This is a genomic window from Paenibacillus konkukensis (assembly GCF_023523925.1).
Taxonomy (GTDB): Bacteria; Bacillota; Bacilli; order Paenibacillales; family NBRC-103111; genus Paenibacillus_S; species Paenibacillus_S doosanensis.
The window spans coordinates 1,659,179-1,676,079 of the sequence record NZ_CP027059.1 but is presented as its reverse complement, the minus strand read 5'-3'; the positions used below and the strand labels follow the sequence as shown (position 1 = coordinate 1,676,079).

Annotated in this window: 14 protein-coding genes; all 14 read left to right on the top strand. The window is 55.9% G+C overall.

Translation table 11 applies throughout. The features are described from left to right. The first annotated feature begins 516 nt into the window (after positions 1–516). The 14 genes from SK3146_RS07390 (at position 517) to SK3146_RS07325 (ending at position 16,834) form a co-directional block, all read left to right on the top strand. Positions 517–2,727, top strand: coding sequence for a helix-turn-helix transcriptional regulator (locus SK3146_RS07390; protein WP_249864473.1), 2,211 nt, complete (start codon positions 517–519; stop codon positions 2,725–2,727). A 349-nt stretch (positions 2,728–3,076) separates the two neighbouring features. Beyond that, positions 3,077–4,054, top strand: a complete 978-nt coding sequence (locus tag SK3146_RS07385) for an ABC transporter permease (RefSeq protein ID WP_249864472.1) — start codon at positions 3,077–3,079, stop codon at positions 4,052–4,054. A gap of 15 nt (positions 4,055–4,069) precedes the next feature. Continuing rightward, positions 4,070–4,954: a carbohydrate ABC transporter permease gene (locus SK3146_RS07380; RefSeq protein WP_249864471.1), complete on the top strand. Its 885-nt coding sequence runs from the start codon at positions 4,070–4,072 to the stop codon at positions 4,952–4,954. Between the two features lie 26 nt (positions 4,955–4,980). Next, positions 4,981–6,588, top strand: coding sequence for an extracellular solute-binding protein (locus tag SK3146_RS07375; protein WP_249864470.1), 1,608 nt, complete (start codon positions 4,981–4,983; stop codon positions 6,586–6,588). A 111-nt stretch (positions 6,589–6,699) separates the two neighbouring features. Further along, positions 6,700–7,701: a hydroxyacid dehydrogenase gene (locus SK3146_RS07370; protein ID WP_249864469.1), complete on the top strand. Its 1,002-nt coding sequence runs from the start codon at positions 6,700–6,702 to the stop codon at positions 7,699–7,701. A 166-nt stretch (positions 7,702–7,867) separates the two neighbouring features. Then, on the top strand, positions 7,868–8,671 hold the full coding sequence (locus SK3146_RS07365; protein ID WP_249864468.1) for a sugar phosphate isomerase/epimerase family protein: 804 nt from the start codon (positions 7,868–7,870) through the stop codon (positions 8,669–8,671). Between the two features lie 99 nt (positions 8,672–8,770). Continuing rightward, complete coding sequence (locus tag SK3146_RS07360) at positions 8,771–9,859, top strand: Gfo/Idh/MocA family protein (protein ID WP_249864467.1); 1,089 nt, start codon at positions 8,771–8,773, stop codon at positions 9,857–9,859. 304 nt (positions 9,860–10,163) lie between these two features. After that, positions 10,164–10,757, top strand: coding sequence for a CD3073 family putative ECF transporter S component (locus SK3146_RS07355; RefSeq protein ID WP_249864466.1), 594 nt, complete (start codon positions 10,164–10,166; stop codon positions 10,755–10,757). After that, positions 10,744–11,280, top strand: coding sequence for a CD3072 family TudS-related putative desulfidase (locus SK3146_RS07350; RefSeq protein WP_249864465.1), 537 nt, complete (start codon positions 10,744–10,746; stop codon positions 11,278–11,280). Before SK3146_RS07355 ends, SK3146_RS07350 begins: the two co-directional genes overlap by 14 nt. Positions 11,281–11,299: 19 nt before the next feature. After that, on the top strand, positions 11,300–12,112 hold the full coding sequence (locus SK3146_RS07345; RefSeq protein WP_249864464.1) for an ATP-binding cassette domain-containing protein: 813 nt from the start codon (positions 11,300–11,302) through the stop codon (positions 12,110–12,112). Then, positions 12,109–13,017: an ATP-binding cassette domain-containing protein gene (locus SK3146_RS07340; protein WP_249864463.1), complete on the top strand. Its 909-nt coding sequence runs from the start codon at positions 12,109–12,111 to the stop codon at positions 13,015–13,017. Before SK3146_RS07345 ends, SK3146_RS07340 begins: the two co-directional genes overlap by 4 nt. Continuing rightward, entirely contained in the window at positions 12,996–13,787 is a 792-nt protein-coding gene (locus tag SK3146_RS07335; RefSeq protein ID WP_249864462.1) for an energy-coupling factor transporter transmembrane component T family protein, read from the top strand. Before SK3146_RS07340 ends, SK3146_RS07335 begins: the two co-directional genes overlap by 22 nt. Before the next feature lie 472 nt (positions 13,788–14,259). Beyond that, positions 14,260–15,798, top strand: coding sequence for a gluconokinase (gntK, locus tag SK3146_RS07330; protein WP_434006864.1), 1,539 nt, complete (start codon positions 14,260–14,262; stop codon positions 15,796–15,798). 160 nt (positions 15,799–15,958) lie between these two features. After that, positions 15,959–16,834, top strand: coding sequence for a radical SAM/SPASM domain-containing protein (locus SK3146_RS07325; protein WP_249864461.1), 876 nt, complete (start codon positions 15,959–15,961; stop codon positions 16,832–16,834). The last annotated feature ends 67 nt before the right edge of the window (positions 16,835–16,901 follow it).

Sequence of the window (16,901 nt, the reverse complement as noted above, 5' to 3'; positions counted from 1 at the left end):
AAGAGCGATCAAAAGATGCTTTCGCATGCGCAGCCGGCGACCCTTCAGCGGCTCAGTACTCGCAACGGACGCAGATGCAGCTATGGGTTGACAAAGCCGCCTTAGAAAGCCATTCGGAGCCATGTAAGCGCCGTGACGTCCGTAACGTGTCAAAAGCGTCTGTTTGCGACGACTTTAGCTCCCCGGTGTCCGTTAAAATTTGAAGCTGTTCGATGCTTGGTTCCGGGGCTGCACTTCCTGCAGTTCCTTCCAGGACGTTCGAGCACGGATCTATTCCTGAAAAAGAAGCATGGGCGAGCAGCGTTTGAAGGCGCTATTTTCGCGATAAAAACCCAGCCTGAAGCCAAGCCATTGTCTAAACGAATATGTTGGAGCATGAAACCCCCTTTTAGCAGCTCTCCCATTATTGCTCTGCTGTGGAGGAATACGCGGGCGAATATAGAATGTTCTTAGAGCAACACGACGCCACGTTAAAGCGGCAATAAATAAGGATAGCGCTCGAAGGGGGGAGCTCGCATGCGCAGAAAAAAGTTTTATTACCGGTTATTCGTAGCCTATGTTCTGATTGTGTTGGTGTATACGATTTTGGTCAGTTCGATGTTTTTTTACAAGAACAACGAAATCGTCCAGCTGGAGCTGAAATACCGTCAGGACGCATTTCTAAGGGAAGTGCGGGATAAAATCGACACCCAGCTCAATATTGCGTCGAATGTCATCAACCAGCTCAAAATTAATCCGAACGTACTGGACTTCGCCCAGCAAAACGACAGAGACTACTATGTCATCACCAAAATTTACAACGATCTGAGTAAAAATCTCGACGCATTCGCCAACTTCGGCTTTACGATCGGGCTTGGGAAGCGAGATGACGATCTGATCATAACGCCGCATCAAACGAGCACCAAGGAGCGGTTTTATGCCGAAATCGGGCTGGAGCCGATTCATCAGAAGGAGATCGAGACGAAGATTTGGGAAGGCAGCTTTTCCAAATCGATCTTTTTGCAGACGTTCGGAGGAGCGGGGGACCGCCGGATTACGCTGGTCAAGCGGGAACCGAATCTGGATCTGCTGTTTTTCATTTCCTTCTACGAGAGCTATTTGCTGCCGCCGATGAGCGGGGGCTCCGAAGCATTCGCCCTGGTGAAGGGAGACCGGATGATCGCTTGGAACGGCAGCGTGGACGAAGATATGATGCTTCGTTTAATGACTGGCGAGCCGGCGAAGAACAGCGGCGCCACGGTTCGCTTTTTGGATTCCAAAGTGTACAGCGATCTGAAATACGGATACGCGGAGTCGAAGACTTGGATCAGCCCTGAGATGAAAGCGCTCGCCAAAGATTCGCTTGCCGTCTACGTCGTTCTCGCGGCCCTCGGTCTGCTGCTCGCTGTGCTTGCGGCGAACCGGACATACCGTCCCATTCAGAAGGCGGTCAATCAGTTTAAACATTACGGCCAGCCGGAGGGTAAGGATGAACTGGCCTTCATGCAGTCGGCGGCCGACGGCATCCATCAGCTGAATGAAAAGCTGAAGCAGACGATCCGCAGCTACCAGCTCCCGCTCAGGAAGAAAATGATCCGCGATCTGCTGTTTGGCCTTGTGCCGGGGAAAAAAGCGGCGGCGGAGCTCGGCCGTCACGATATGTCGCAGTGGACGGGGCCGGTCACGGTCGCCATTGTGGAAGTTGCGGAAGAGGGAGAGCTCGGCGAAGCCTACGCCAAACATCATCTGTGCGAAATTACGAACCAGGTGTCCGAACTGATCGAATCGTACATTTCGCGCGAACAGGCATGCGAAACGCTTGGACTCGACTATAAGCGGTTTGCGGTGCTGCTGTCCGCGGAGGAGGAAACTTCCATGCTCCGGCGGCGGATGACCGCGATTCTTCGCGACATTAGCCAAAGCCTGTCTATCCCGTTGGTGGCCGCAATGGGAGAGCGGGTCGCCCATATCGGGGAAGCGGAGCATTCGTTCCGGGAAGCGTCGACGATGATGGAGTACCGGTTTGTCATGGACCGCAACATATTGATTACGGTCGATGAATTGAAGCAGCTGCGCAATACCGGATATTATTATCCGCTGGAGCTGGAGCGCGATCTGATCGCAGGCGTCGTCTCCGGCAACGAGAGCAAGGCGATCGGCGTGCTGAACCGCCTTCTGGAGGAAAATCTCGATATCCGCAGCTTGAGCATCGAGAAGCGCTCGCAGTTTATTATGGCCATCGTTTCTACGCTGAACCGGATTAACCAGCAGCTCGCCGGCAAAGACCCGAACGCTTCGTCCGCCGAGGAGAAGTGGTATCCGAAGCTGATGCTCTGCTCCGATCTGGAGAAGCTGAAGGAGGCGATTCACCGCTTGTTCGGCGGCGTCATTGAACGCATCCAAACGCAGCAAACCGGCGAAATCGAGCAGTCGATGGCTTATCAGGCGGTGGAATATATTCACCAGCGGTACGACCAGGATATTTCGCTGAACGACATCGCCGAGCGATTCCAATATTCGCCGAGCTATATCAGCACATTGTTTAAAGAGCACACGGGGGATAATTTCCGCGATTATTTGAACCATTACCGGGTACGGAAAGCCAAAGAGATTATGAATGAGGAACGGGGGATCAAAATTCAGGATTTGGCGCTGCGCGTCGGCTGCAACAACGTCAATACGTTCATTCGCATGTTCAAACGGTATGAAGGCGTATCGCCGGGGCAGTATGCGCAGCAGTTGGAATAGTCTTTTGTTCGCCGGCGTTAGTCCTTGCTCGCTTTAGAGGGGACAGCGCCTTTTTTTTGACAGTATTTATAAATTTCGGGGCTCCCCGCGAAGTACCTGAATCAGCTTCGAAGCCAAGGCCCTGCTTTGTGGGGTTAGTTTATCGGGAGTGAAGAAAACGCGATCGCCGAACAAACGTCGATTTCGCCTCGCCTCGGCGGTTGTGTCGCACAGTTTCCGGACTTGTGAAGAATCGTCGATCGTCTGCAAAAAGGGCGATTTACACGCAGCGCCCGTCTCGGGTAGAATCGGATTCAAGCTAGAGGGCCCTCGAAGCGAAGTCGTCTTGAAGGGATGGTGGAAAGACGCAATGTCTAAAGAACCGGCTCTGACCGGGCGCTTGGTTCCCGGGAAGCGGCGGACGCAGACGGAATGGCTGGCCCGCGAGCTGCGCAGGCGGCTGAAGGCGGACCGTCATTTATACTTCATGTTAATTCCGTTCGTGCTCTGGTACCTGATCTTTCTGTATAAACCGATGTACGGCTTGCAGATTGCCTTTAAAGATTACAGCTTGTTTAAGGGCATCACGGGCAGCCCCTGGGTCGGCTTCGATAACTTTCGCGAGTTTTTCACGGGGCCGTACTTTATTCGCAACCTGAAGAATACCGTCATGATCAGCCTGTACAGCCTTGTATTCGCGTTTCCGGCGCCGATCGTGTTGGCGCTGCTTATTAACGAAGCGAAAAATGTGCTTTTTCGCAAGTTTGTGCAAACGTTTACTTATCTGCCGCATTTTATTTCGTCGGTTGTCGTGGCGGGCATCGTAACGAACTTTTTGGCTCCGAACAACGGGCTGGTCAATCTGCTGCTCGAGCATGCGGGAATGAACAAGATTTACTTTTTGACGATCCCGGACTATTTCCGGACGATCTACATCGCTACCTTCGATTTATGGAAGGAAGCGGGCTTTAATTCCATCATTTACATAGCCGCTTTGTCGGGAGTGAATCCGACGCTGTATGAAGCGGCGGTGATGGACGGGGCGGGCCGCTGGAAGCAGACCTGGCATGTGACGATTCCGGCGATCATGCCGACCATTGCCGTTATGCTCATTCTGAAGGTCGGTCAAATGATGGACGTCAGCTTTGAGAACATTATTCTCATGTACCAGCCGGCTACGTACGAAACGTCGGATATTATCAGCACTTACGTGTACCGGGCCGGATTGCTGGAAGGACGCTACGGGCTCGCCACCGCCGTAGGCTTGTTCAATTCGGCCGTATCGCTTATTCTCGTTTTTGCCGCGAACCGGTTCAGCAAGAAGCGAACGGAGACGGGATTATGGTAAAAGGAGGTGGGCGGATTGCGGCCTTCCGCAGGTGAAAAGTGGTTCGGCATATTGAATTACGCGCTGCTCTCGTTCGCGGCCGCCTTGGCGCTATATCCGTTTCTCTATGTCGCTGCGGCCTCCATCAGCTCGTCGGATGCCGTCGTGACAGGCAAGGTGCTTCTGCTGCCGAAGGAGCTGACCTTCGCTTCGTACGGCAAAGTGATGGGGCAGCAGGGAATATGGATCGCTTATGCCAATACGGTGTTTTATACGGTATTCGGTACGCTGGTCAATCTCGTTTTTACGATTTTGGGGGCGTATCCGCTGTCCAAGAAGCGATTGGCCGGTGCTTCGCTTATCAGCTTTTTCGTCGCCTTGACGATGTTCATCAATATGAGCGGCACGGCCGGAATGATTCCGTTTTACTTGAATTTGCGCGATTTGGGATTGCTCGACAAACGGTTTACGATACTTTTTGCCTTTGCGGTATTTACCTTTTATGTTTTTCTGATGCGAACGTTTTTTCAAGGCATTCCGGATGAACTGGAGGAGTCGGCCAAGGTCGACGGCGCAAACGATTGGCAAATTTTGACGCGCATTTATTTGCCGCTGTCCTTGCCGGCGCTCGCCAGTATCGGACTGTTTTGCGCGGTGAACCGCTGGAACGGGTATTTCTGGACGATGGTCATTCTCCGCGACGAGAGCAAAATTCCTTTGCAGGTGCTGCTGCGCAAGCTGATCGTCGAGTCCAAGCTGTCGGACGATATGATGAGCGCCGCCGATATTTCGCAAGGCTTCTCGCAGGAAACGATTATTTACGCGACGATTATCGTATCGATCGTGCCGATTTTGCTGGTGTATCCGTTCATTCAGAAATATTTTGTCAAGGGCATGATGCTGGGCGCCGTCAAAGAATGAGGACAATCCAAGGGAGGATCATGGCTATGTCGAAGGTGAATAAAATCGGGGGCTTGGCCACAGCCGCGCTATTAACCTGCCTGCCGCTGGCCGCTTGCTCGAATTCGAACGGGGAAGCACAAGGCGGGGCGAAGCCCGAGGCCGGTCAAGAAGGCGCAGCACAGACGGGGGGCGCCGGCTCCAAGCTGCTTGTATCGGATAAGCAAGTGGAAATGACGATTCATTTTCACGACGGCGATTCCAAGGTGTTCAAGGACGATTTCCCCGTATTCAAGAAAGCGCAGGAAATGACGAACGTCAAGCTGCACGGGACGGCGCCGCCGAGCGCGACCAACAGCAGGGAAGTATTCAATATGATGCTGGCTTCCGGCAATCTGCCCGACATCATAGCGGGACTCAAGCTCGACCTGAACAAGGCGGCGCTGGACGGGGCCATGGAGCCGCTCGATCCGTTGATCGACAAGTACGCGCCTCATATCAAGCAGTTTTTGCAGGATAATACGTACGCCAAGGCAGGATCTGTCGCAAGCGACGGCAAATTGTATTATATCCCCTATATAATGGAAGGAGAAGCTTCGGAGGGGTGGTATATCCGCCAGGATTGGCTTGACAAGCTGGGGCTGCCGGTGCCGAAGACGGTAGACGAATATTACCGGACGTTGAAGGCGTTCCGGGACCAAGATCCGAACGGCAACGGCAAGAAGGATGAAGTGCCTTACTTCAGCCGCGATAACAAGGAAGGCGTCAACAAGCTGATTCCGTTGTTCGGCGTGCGACCGGAATGGCATGTCGTGAACGGCAAAGTGCAGTACGGCAAATATTTGCCGGAATATAAGGAGGCCGTCGCCACGCTGGCTCAGTGGTACAAGGAAGATTTGATCGATAAAGAAATTTATACGCGGGGAGCGAAGGCGAGGGAAATATTGCTCGGCGACAATGTCGGCGGCGCGACGGAGGATTGGTTTCCGAGCACGGCGACGTACAACGACACGCTCAAGGACAAGATCGGCGGCTTCCAGTTCGTCCCGATCGCCCCGCCTGCGGACAAGAGCGGCAAGGTATGGCAGGAGTACAGCCGGATGCTGAACCGCGAGAAGGGCTGGGGCATTTCGTCGACGAGCAAGCATAAGGAGGAGGCGATCAAATATTTTGACTTCTGGTTTACGCCGGAAGGCAGAAGGCTGATGAACTTCGGCATCGAGGGCGTTCATTACGACATGAAGGACGGCAAGCCGATCTTCAAGCCCGAGGTGCTTAACGGCAAGGAGCCGGTCAACAAGCAGCTGTGGGATGTTGGCGCGCAGCTGGACGTCGGCTATCAGATGGACCTGTTTTACGAGGAGCAGTGGACGAATCCGATTGCGATGAAAGGCGTCAAGATGTACATCGACAACAAGTACTTTGCCCCGCAGTTTCCTTCGGTTTCGTTCATGCCGAAAGAAGAAAAGGTCATCAGCGAGAAATGGCCCGCCATCGACAGCTATATCCGCGAGATGCAGCAAAAGTGGATTATGGGCGCGGAGCCGGTTGAGCCGAACTACGATAAATACGTGAAGCGTCTGAAAGAAATGGGGATGGACGAAGTCATTAAAATCTATCAGGACGCCTATGACCGGTATCAGAAAAACAGTTAATACGGCGGGGACAACCCGAATACGTTAGAATGAAACGGTTCAAGGGAGAAGGGGCCGGGCGTTCCGCGACGAGGCCAACAGCGATGCCCGTCTTCCGGACAGGAGGCCGCAATGAAAGTATTGATCACCGTATGGAAGCCGGAGCTAAGAGAGCTTCTGTTCGGTAAAGACGTTATTAGGCAAATGAAAGCGGTTGCCGAGGTCGATTGGGCGCCGGCAGGGCAGCCGTACGACGAATCCGCGCTGGAGAGAGACATCGGGCCGTACGATGCGGTGCTAACCTCCTGGGGTTCGCCCAAAATCACCGAGCGCGTGCTGGAGCGCGCTCCCAGGCTCGAATTCATCGGCCATGCGGCGGGCACGCTCACCCCTTATGTCGATCCGGCAGTGTTCCGGCGGGACAATCTGGTGCTGGCGAACGCCAACACGGCGCTGGCCCGATCGACGGCGGAACTCGCGCTGACGCTGATGCTGGCCGGAGCCTGGGAGCTCGGAGCGCAACAAAGCCGTCTTAAGGCCGGGGAGTGGAGCGCGAATGCAGGGACGGTCATGGGCTTGTACGGCCAGCAGATCGGCATTGTCGGCCTGGGCGAGGTGGCGCGCGAGGTTATACGCCTCCTGCGCCCGTTCGATGCCCGCATCCGGCTGTATTCGCCGTACTGCTCGCCCGAGGAGGCTGAGCGGCTTGGGGTCACCTTGTGCAGTCTGGACGAGGTATTCCGGCACAGCCGTATCGTCACGCTGCACGATACGCTAACCGCGGCGACGCGCGGAATAATCGGGCGGGAACAGCTGGAGCTGCTGTCCGACGGGGCGCTGCTGGTCAATACGGCGCGCGGGCCGCTGATTGACGAGACGGCGCTGAAGCGGGAGCTGGCGTCCGGGCGCATCCATGCGGCGCTCGACGTGTACCACGAGGAGCCGCTGCCTAAGGACGATCCGCTGCTTCAACTGCCGAAGGTTCTCTGCTTGCCGCATATCGGCGCCTATTCCGCATATTGGAAATCGCAGCTCGGCGCGATGGTCGCCGAGGACCTGATCCGATTTGCATCCGGGCAGCCGCCGCTCAGGCAGGTGACGGCCGAGAGGTTCGCCCGGATGACGACGCGCTGAACGAAGGGCGGAGCCGGCTTTTGCCGCACCGTTACGTTTCCCCCGATGCCGCATATCAGGGCTGCGACGGGAACGCGTAGGCAGCGTCCGCCTCCGCCGTCGCAGACCCGGGGCTTCGTTATTATGTAATTTATTCATTGATTAAACTTGCGGGAGGTTGAATGCTATGAAACTATCTTTTACTACGTTAGGCTGCCCGGATTGGGAGCTGGACCGTATTATTCGCAGCGCCGCCGAGTACGGCTTCGACGCCGTCGATTTTCGCGGACTCGCCGGGGAGATGAACCTGTACAAGCTGCCGGCGTTCTCCGGCGGCGTTACCCGGACGAGGGAGCAAATCCGCGGCGCAGGACTTGCCGTATCATGCTTCTCCAGCTCCGTTCATATCGTTTCGAAGGACAACTTCGAGCGCAATCTCGCCGAGATTCGCGAATACGCCAAGCTGTGCTCCTTCTTCGATACGCGCTATATTCGCGTGTTCGGCGGCTCGATCGGCGATCTTAGCCGGGACGAGGCGGTGCGGACGGCAGTTCGCCATCTGGAAGAAATGGGGGCGGTCGCCAAGGAATACGGCGTCAAGCTGCTGCTGGAAACCCATGACGACTGGACCGCTTGCGCCGATGTCTTGGCGGTAATGAAGCAGGTCGACCCTGAGGCGGCCGGCGTGCTGTGGGATCTGCATCATCCGTACCGGATGCTGGGAGAGCGGCCGGAGGAAACGTGGGCGGCGCTCGGACCGTGGATTCACTATACGCATGTGAAGGATTCCTATAAGAAGCCGGAAGGCGGGTTCCAATACTGCCTGCCGGGCGAAGGGGATGTGCCGCTGAAATCGATGCATACGCTGCTGCAGGAGCGGGGCTATGACGGTTACTACACGCTGGAATGGGAGAAGAAATGGCATCCCGAACTGGCGGAGCCCGATATCGCCTTCCCTCAGTACGTCCAGTTTATGCGGAGCCTGAGCTGACATGCGCCGTACCGGAAAGGTTATAACGCGGACAGGCGGTAAGCGGCGCCTGCCGCGGATGTTTTTTATATCATCGTCATACGGAGAGGATGATTCAAGATGACAAGTCATGAGCGGATGAGGGTCGCGATTATCGGCCAGGGACGAAGCGGCAAAGCGATTCACGGAGATACGCTGAATCGGTTGAAGGACAAATTCGAGATTGCGGCGGTGGTCGATCCGCTGGAAGAGCGGCGGCAGAAGGCGGCCGAGACGTACGGCTGCGAAGTGCTCGGCGATTACAAGGAGCTGCTCGGACGGACCGATATCGATCTGGTCGTTAACGCCACGCCGAGCCATATGCACGTTCCCGTCACGCTGGAGCTGCTGAACCACGGACAGCATGTGCTGTGCGACAAGCCGCTCGCCCGTTATGCGGCCGAGGTCGATCAATTGATCCAGGCTTCCGGGAGAACCGGCAGCAGGCTGTTCGTCTTCCAGCAGTCGCGGTTTTTGCCAGGCTACAGAAAGATCCGCGCCATTGTCGATTCCGGCGTCATCGGCCGCGTCGTACAGGTGCATATCGCGTACAACGGCTTCGCGCGGAGATGGGATTGGCAGACGCTGCGCGAATATAACGCGGGCAATCTGCTGAACACCGGCCCGCATCCGGTCGATCAGGCTTTGCAATTTATCGGGACACAGCAGATGCCGCAAGTAACCTGCTATATGGACCGGGCCAACACGCTCGGCGACGCGGAGGATTATGTGAAGCTCTTAATGTCGGCTCCGGGCAAGCCGGTCGTCGACGTGGAGATATCCTCCTGCTGCGCATACCCAGGCCTCACCTACAATATTCAGGGCACTCTCGGCGGCATCCGAGGCTCCGGGACGCATCTCGACTGGAAATATTACAAGCCGGAGGAAGCGCCGCCGCAGCAGCTGACCCACGCGCCGTATGTAAACGAGCAGGGAGAACCGGCTTATTGCCGGGAAGAATTGAAGTGGCATGAGCATAGCTGGGATTTTGCCGACGAGCATCAGTTAGGATCGTTCGATCATATGTGCCGGGAATACTATATTCATCTTCACGACCATCTGACCCAAGGCGTCCCGCTGGAGATCACGCTGGAAGAAGTACGCCAGCAGATCGCCGTGATGGAGGAATGTCACAAGCAAAATCCGCTTCCTTCCGTGGCTGCCGAATAAACAGACAAAAGAACATCGCTCTCCTTACCGCTTAGCTGGGGGGAGCGGCGTTCTTTTTTTCTTCTTGACAAAATGTCCGATTTCACGATTCGGCTATTGACTAATAGGCAAAAACGACTACAATGAATTTCAAGTTATACTATAACTTTACTTGGAATTATATTCGTCGGTAGGGAACATTCGTAAGGCGCCAATATGTTGCCTCGTTTATGTACAAAGGGGGAATTCGGATTCGCTTATAAAGCGCGATCTTTCTGTTAAGAAAGTCTTGTTTTTATTCTTGAATCCTCGGAGGTAGTTTGGCATGAGAAACCAAAAAACAATGATCATTACTTTAGGAGCTTTGGCGGTCGCCATCAATGTGATTGCGGGCACGGTTGTCGGAAGCTTGAAAATTCCATTTTTGTTTCTGGATACGGTAGGAACGATTTTTATGTCCGCATTGTTCGGCCCGTTGTGGGGAGTGCTGGTCGGCATTCTGACCAATCTGGTGCTCGGCGTAACGAAAACTTATACATCGATTCCGTTCGCTCTGGTGAATGCCATCGTCGGTCTGGTCGTCGGCTGGATTTCCGTGAAGCGGGGCTACACGCTCTCTTCCTCGATTATTGCCGGTGTGATTCTCGGCATCGTGTGCCCGGCCGTAGGGAGCGTCATTGCGATCGGCGTCTTCGGAGGCTTGACCGGCGGAGCTCAGGATATTGCGGTGCTGTGGCTGAAGCAGGCGGGATCGAGCTTGTTCGCCGCCGCTTTCCTGCCGCGATTGTTCGATAACTTGATCGATAAAATTTTGTCCGCGATTCTCGTTTATTACATTATCAAAGGCATTCCGCAATCGCTGATCCGGCGTTCCGAACCGTCCTTGCCGAAGCGGGAGGTGTCCCATGAAGCGAAGTAAAAAAATGATCGTAACGTCCCATTGCGTGCTGAATCAAAATGCCGTCGTAGCCCATGAGGCGAGAAGCCCGGGAGTGATGCGGGCGGCCGTAGAGTGGTCCGATGAGCAAGGGTACGGGATCGTACAGCTGCCGTGCCCCGAGTTTACTTTCCTTGGGCCGGAACGTCCGCCGATGACCGTGGAGCAATACGATACGCCGGAGTTTCACGCACATAACCGGCGTATCCTCGCTCCGGTCATCGAGCAGCTGAAGGTGTATCAGGATCACGGCTACGAGATCGTCGGGGGACTCGGCATTTCCGGCAGTCCTTCATGCGATCCTGGCAAAGGCGTATTTATGCGGGATCTGATGGAACTCGCATCGGAAGCAGGCGTGCATATCGATTTTTTCTGGCAAATCCCGAACACGGAAGACGGAATCTTCGATCCCCATGATTCGAAAAGCGTATTCGGGCCGACAGCGGCCGGCAAGACCGGCGGCAGCGATCCGTCGTCGCAGAGCACGGCCGTATCGAACGGGTAAGAAGGGAGCGCGCATACCGATGATATCGATTCAAAGCGTTTCTTTTTCTTACACCGGGGCGGGGACGAATGAATGGGCTCTGCGGGACGTCGATCTCGATATCGCTCCGAACGAATTCGTCGCGCTGCTCGGGCCTAACGGCTCCGGCAAATCTTCCTTGTCCAGACTGCTAAACGGGATCGAGTGGCCGACGGAAGGAATCGTCACGGTCGACGGCCTGAGCACAGCCGACCCGGCGGCGATCGCGGCGATTCGCCGCACCGTGCAGATCGTATTTCAAAATCCGGAAAATCAGCAGGTCGGCGTGACGGTCGGAGAGGATATCGCCTTCGGTCTGTCCAACATCGGCTGGCCGCAGCATGACCTCAGCGCGCGCACGAAATGGGCGCTTCAGCTGGTTGACTTGCCGGTGGACGAGGATCGGCTCGTTGCGCATTTGTCGGGCGGCGAGAAGCAGAAGCTGGCGCTGGCCTCCGTACTGGCGCTCTCTCCCCGCTACTTGATTCTGGACGAATCGACCTCAATGCTCGATCCTATCGCCAGAAAGCAGTTCGTCGACATCCTGCATGCGGCGCGCCGGGAGCAGCCGTTTGCGGTCATTTATATTACGCATCATTTGGAAGAAGTAGTGAACGCCGACAGGCTGGTTTTGTTTGAGAAGGGCCGAATCCGTGCGATCGGCACACCCGAACAGCTGCTGCAGGAGGGCGAGCTGCTGGAGGCTTGCGGTCTGGAGCTGCCGTTCGGGCGGCGTCTCGCCCTGTCTCTGCGCAAGGCGGGCATCCCTCTCTCGGCTTCTCCCGACTTGGAAGAATGGAGGAGATGGCTGTGAATATCGAGCTGGCAGAAGTTTCTTTCTCTTATAAGAAGCGACGCAAAAATACGAAGGTTACGGAGCTTCCCCTTGTGCTGGATCATGTCAACGTAACGATTCGGAGCGGAGAAATGCTGGCGGTCGCCGGGAAATCCGGTTCGGGCAAATCGACGTTTATGCAGCTGCTGAAGGGCTTCTTGAAGCCCAGCTTCGGCAGCGTACGGATCGACGGAATCGATCCGTATGCGGCCAAGCGGCCGGAGCTTTTTGATCGGATCGGTTTTATTTTTCAATACCCCGAGCATCAGCTGTTCTCCGTTACGGTAGCGGAGGATGTGGCGTTCGGTCTGCGTTACGGCGGGTTTACGCCTGAGCAGAAAGACGAGAAGGTTCGCCGGGCGATGGAGGCGGTGGGGCTTGATTACGATACGTTTGCCGCCAGAAGTCCTTTCGAGCTCAGCGGCGGCGAGAAGCGTCGCGTTGCGATTGCGGGCGTGATCGTGCTGGAGCCGGAACTCATCATTCTCGACGAGCCGACCGCAGGTCTCGATTATCCGTCGAGAACCGGGCTCTTCGAGATGCTCCATCGGCTCAACACGGAGCGGGGCACGACGATTCTGTGGGTCAGCCATCAGCTCGAGGAGATGCTGGAGCACGCCTCCCGTATGCTGATTTTGAAGGACGGCAGCTTCATTGCGGAAGGCGCGCCGGAGGCGCTGCTATCCGATACGGCTGTATTGGATGCGATGGGCTGGGAGCAGCCGGCCGCTCTGGCGCTGCGCCGGCTGGTGCTGGAAGCTCACGGGATCGCGCTTCCGCGCCCGTGGAGCGTCAGCGAAGTCGCACCGATGCTTCTGGAGCTTGTTCAGCGCAAAATGAAATCGGACAGCGAGGGGATACCATGGCCGCAGCAAGCTATTTGATTTATCAGAGGAAGGATTCCTGGCTGGAACGATGGGACCCGCGAATGAAGATCGTCGCCGCGCTTCTGTTCACCATCGGTCTGCTCGCATCCCATCATTTGGGGATGAAGAGCCTTCAGATCGTCCTGCTGGTCGTCCTGTGGGGAGTAGCCAAATTATCGTGGCGGGTGCTGGCTGTGACGGCGCTTTCTCTGCTGCTGTTTTTTGCTTCGACGATGGTGTACCAAGCCATGCTGCTTTCGGTGCCGGGCGAGCGAATCATTCGGTGGGGCTACCTGCAGTTTTCGTATGAAGGAGCCGTCAAGGGGATATTGATGTGCGAGCAAATCCTCGGTATCGTGATCGTCCTGTCGCTTGTCGTAAGAACGACATCGCCCATTATTTTGGCGGAAGGGCTGGAGCTCTTGTTAAGCGGGCTGAAAAAATGGAAGGTGCCCGTTCATGAAGCCGTCATGATGTTCTCTATCGCACTGCGGTTTCTGCCGCTGCTGCTGGAGGAGTTCGATAAAATCCGCAAGGCGCAGACCGCCCGCGGAGGCGGATTTCACCGCAAAGGCGTGCTGACCCGGCTTCGCGGCGTCCTGCCGATGCTCGTGCCGCTGTTCGTTCTGGCCATCGTGAGGGCCAAAGATCTGGCGACGGCGATGGAATCCCGCTGCTATACGGGCGACGAAGGCCGGACGCCGATCCGCCTCTACCGCTTTGCTCTGCGGGACTACGCGGTGCTGGCGTCGTCAGTATTGCTGCTGGCGCTGATAGTTTGGCTGTAAGCTGTATTCAGGCTGCTTTTTAAGCGGGCATTCGCCTGCTTGAGAGGCAGCTTTTTGCTATTAAGAATTCATAAAATTTCGGGTTTGCCTGTGAGACTCGCGGAGGAAGTCCAATTCAAATGTCACGAATTTCAACAGCGGTTGGAACCCCATACCCAATTTCCACCCCCACGCTCAAACGTATGGGTTTAGACAAGGACTTAGCCGCAGGCACATCGTGGCCTGAGAAGCCTGGTGAATAACGAGCGAAGAGGCTGCCAGCTTTTCAGGTTAGCCGGTATGAAAATATGGGTAAGTAGTCATAATTTGGGCAAAGTAAAGGGTGAAGCTTGGGGGCCCGGAACGCGCCGCTGCGATGTTATTCATAAATGGTTATCGAAGGGTAAGGGTACCGACATGCGCAACGAGTTCGGCGGCCATGAGGGGATTACCTCATGAAGGGGTGCAGATCAGGCTTAAGGAGGGTGAAATCATGAGCGGCAACTTTGTAATCGGCGTGGACATCGGAACGACGAGCACCAAGTCCGTATTGTTTCATACGTCGGGCAAGCTCGTCGCCAGCTGCGGCATGGAATACCCGCTGTTCTCGCCGAAGCCGGGGGTCACCGAGCAGGACCCGGAACAGATCTTCGCCGGCGTCGTCGGCACGATCAAGCAGGTTGTCTCAGATAGCGGCGTCGATCCGAGCGATGTGGTGTGCGTGTCGTTCAGCTCGGCGATGCATAGTCTGATTGCGGTCGACGCGCAAGGACAGCCGCTGACGGCTTGCATGACATGGGCCGACAACCGCAGCGCCCGCTGGACGGAACGAATTCGCGAGGAGATGAACGGCCACCAGTTGTACTTGCGTACGGGTACGCCGCTGCACCCGATGTCGCCGCTCAGCAAGCTGACTTGGCTGCGCCACGAGGAGCAGGAGCTGTTCGCCAAGGCGCATAAGTTCATTTCGATCAAGGAGTACGTCTTCTATAAGCTGTTCAAGCGGTACGTGATCGATTATTCCATCGCCTCGGCCACCGGCCTGTTCCATCTGGAGCGGCTGACCTGGGACGAGGAGGCGCTGCAAGTAGCCGGCGTCACCGCGGACAAACTATCCGAGCCTGTGCCGACCACGCGCGCGATGACCGGCTTGGACCCGGCATGGGCCAAGCAGATGAACCTGCCGGAGTCGGTTCCCTTCGTCGTAGGCGCAAGCGACGGCGTACTGTCCAATCTCGGCGTCAACGCGATCGATCCGGGAACGGTAGCCGTCACCATCGGGACGAGCGGAGCGATCCGCACAGTAACGGACCGCCCGGTGACCGATCCCAAGGGGCGCATCTTCTGCTACGCGCTGACGGAGCGGCATTGGGTAATCGGCGGTCCCGTCAATAACGGCGGGATGATCTTCCGCTGGGTGCGGGATCAGCTGTGCGCCGCGGAGATGGAGACGGCGGGCCGCCTGGGGCGGGACCCTTACGATATTTTGACCGAAATCGCCTCCCGGGTGAAGCCCGGAGCAGGCGGCCTGATCTTCCATCCGTACTTTACGGGCGAGCGGGCTCCGTTATGGGATGCCAACGCCCGCGGCTCGTTTTTCGGACTCGGCCTCCATCATAAGAAAGAGCATATGATCCGCGCCGTGCTGGAAGGGGTTATTTTCAATCTGTACACCGTGTTCATGGCGTTGCAGGAGCTGATCGGCCAGCCGAGCAAAATTCAAGCGACAGGCGGCTTTGCCCGCTCGGAGCTGTGGCGCCAGATGATGGCGGACATATTCGACCAGGAGGTCTACGTCCCCGAGAGCGTGGAGAGCTCTTGTCTCGGCGCCGCGATCCTCGGCTTGTACGCGCTCGGCAAAGTCGACTCGCTGCATGTCGTCTCCCGGATGGTCGGGGCGTCGCATCATCATGCTCCGAATCAGGATTACGTCCCGATCTATCGGGATTTGAGCCGCATCTATGTGCGAATTTCCCGGCTGATGAAAGAGGAATACGCGGAAATCGCCGCTTTTCAGCGGAAGTATCTATAGTTTGTTTTGGCCCCGGCTGCTGCGGCCGAAGAAACGAAACCTTCGATTCTTCGCTGCTGCGGCTTTTTTTGCCATAAAAAAGAATGGCGGCAGGTGCGCTTCCTAGTGTAGGATGGTAGAATATAAATATCGATTACAGCACATAGAAGAAGGAAGCCGAATGAGAAAATTTAAAAAGTTTTATGTTGAAATTACGAGTGTGTGCAATTTGGCCTGCACCTTCTGCCCGCCGACCAAGCGTCAGGCGAATTTTATCGAGATCGACGCGTTTACGCATATTCTCGATCAGGTGAAGCCGTTCACCGATTACATTTATTTCCATGTGAAGGGCGAGCCGCTGCTTCATCCCAAAATCGACGAGCTGCTCGACTTAAGCCATGAGCGGGGGTTCAAAGTGAACCTGACGACGAACGGAACGCTGCTGCCGAAGGTGCGGCACAAAATCTTGATGAAGCCGGCGCTGCGTCAGGTCAACATCTCGCTGCACAGCTTCGACGGCCATGTCGGTTCAAAGGACCGGGAAGGTTATGTCGCCAACGTGCTGTCTTTTGCCAAAGAGGCTTCGGAAAAAAATAATGTGACCATCTCGCTGCGGCTGTGGAATCTCGATCCGGATAATACGACGAATGCGGAAAGACAGCGGAACAGGGAAATGCTATCGATGATCGAACGGGAATTCGGCCTTGATTACCGGATCGAAGAGAAAGTCGTGCGGGGCAGCGGCACCAAAATTGCCGATCGTATTTACATTAACCAGGATCATGAGTTTCAATGGCCCGATCTGAAGGAAGAGGAAGATGAGGGCAAGGGCTTTTGCCACGGCCTGCGCAACCAGGCGGCGATTTTATCGAACGGTACGGTCGTGCCGTGCTGTCTGGACGGAGAGGGCGTCATTAATTTGGGCAACGTTCACGACAAGCCGTTCGCGGAAATTATTGCGGGCGAGCGGGCGACCAAGCTGTATGACGGGTTTTCCCGAAGAGAAGTCGTCGAAGAGCTGTGCAGAAAATGCGGTTACCGCAGAAGATTCGGTTAAGAGGCGCGGTGGATGAGTGGAGAACATGTCAACTGAGAAGATACAGCCGATAACCGCCGCCAAGAAG

Coding starts and splice junctions, on each gene's coding strand:
- SK3146_RS07375 (WP_249864470.1), top strand. CDS start 4,981: ATGTCGAAGGTGAATAAAATCGGGGGCTTGGCCACAGCCGCGCTATTA.
- SK3146_RS07370 (WP_249864469.1), top strand. CDS start 6,700: ATGAAAGTATTGATCACCGTATGGAAGCCGGAGCTAAGAGAGCTTCTG.
- SK3146_RS07350 (WP_249864465.1), top strand. CDS start 10,744: ATGAAGCGAAGTAAAAAAATGATCGTAACGTCCCATTGCGTGCTGAAT.
- SK3146_RS07365 (WP_249864468.1), top strand. CDS start 7,868: ATGAAACTATCTTTTACTACGTTAGGCTGCCCGGATTGGGAGCTGGAC.
- SK3146_RS07335 (WP_249864462.1), top strand. CDS start 12,996: ATGGCCGCAGCAAGCTATTTGATTTATCAGAGGAAGGATTCCTGGCTG.
- SK3146_RS07325 (WP_249864461.1), top strand. CDS start 15,959: ATGAGAAAATTTAAAAAGTTTTATGTTGAAATTACGAGTGTGTGCAAT.
- SK3146_RS07385 (WP_249864472.1), top strand. CDS start 3,077: ATGTCTAAAGAACCGGCTCTGACCGGGCGCTTGGTTCCCGGGAAGCGG.
- SK3146_RS07360 (WP_249864467.1), top strand. CDS start 8,771: ATGACAAGTCATGAGCGGATGAGGGTCGCGATTATCGGCCAGGGACGA.
- SK3146_RS07390 (WP_249864473.1), top strand. CDS start 517: ATGCGCAGAAAAAAGTTTTATTACCGGTTATTCGTAGCCTATGTTCTG.
- SK3146_RS07355 (WP_249864466.1), top strand. CDS start 10,164: ATGAGAAACCAAAAAACAATGATCATTACTTTAGGAGCTTTGGCGGTC.
- SK3146_RS07345 (WP_249864464.1), top strand. CDS start 11,300: ATGATATCGATTCAAAGCGTTTCTTTTTCTTACACCGGGGCGGGGACG.
- gntK (WP_434006864.1), top strand. CDS start 14,260: ATGAGCGGCAACTTTGTAATCGGCGTGGACATCGGAACGACGAGCACC.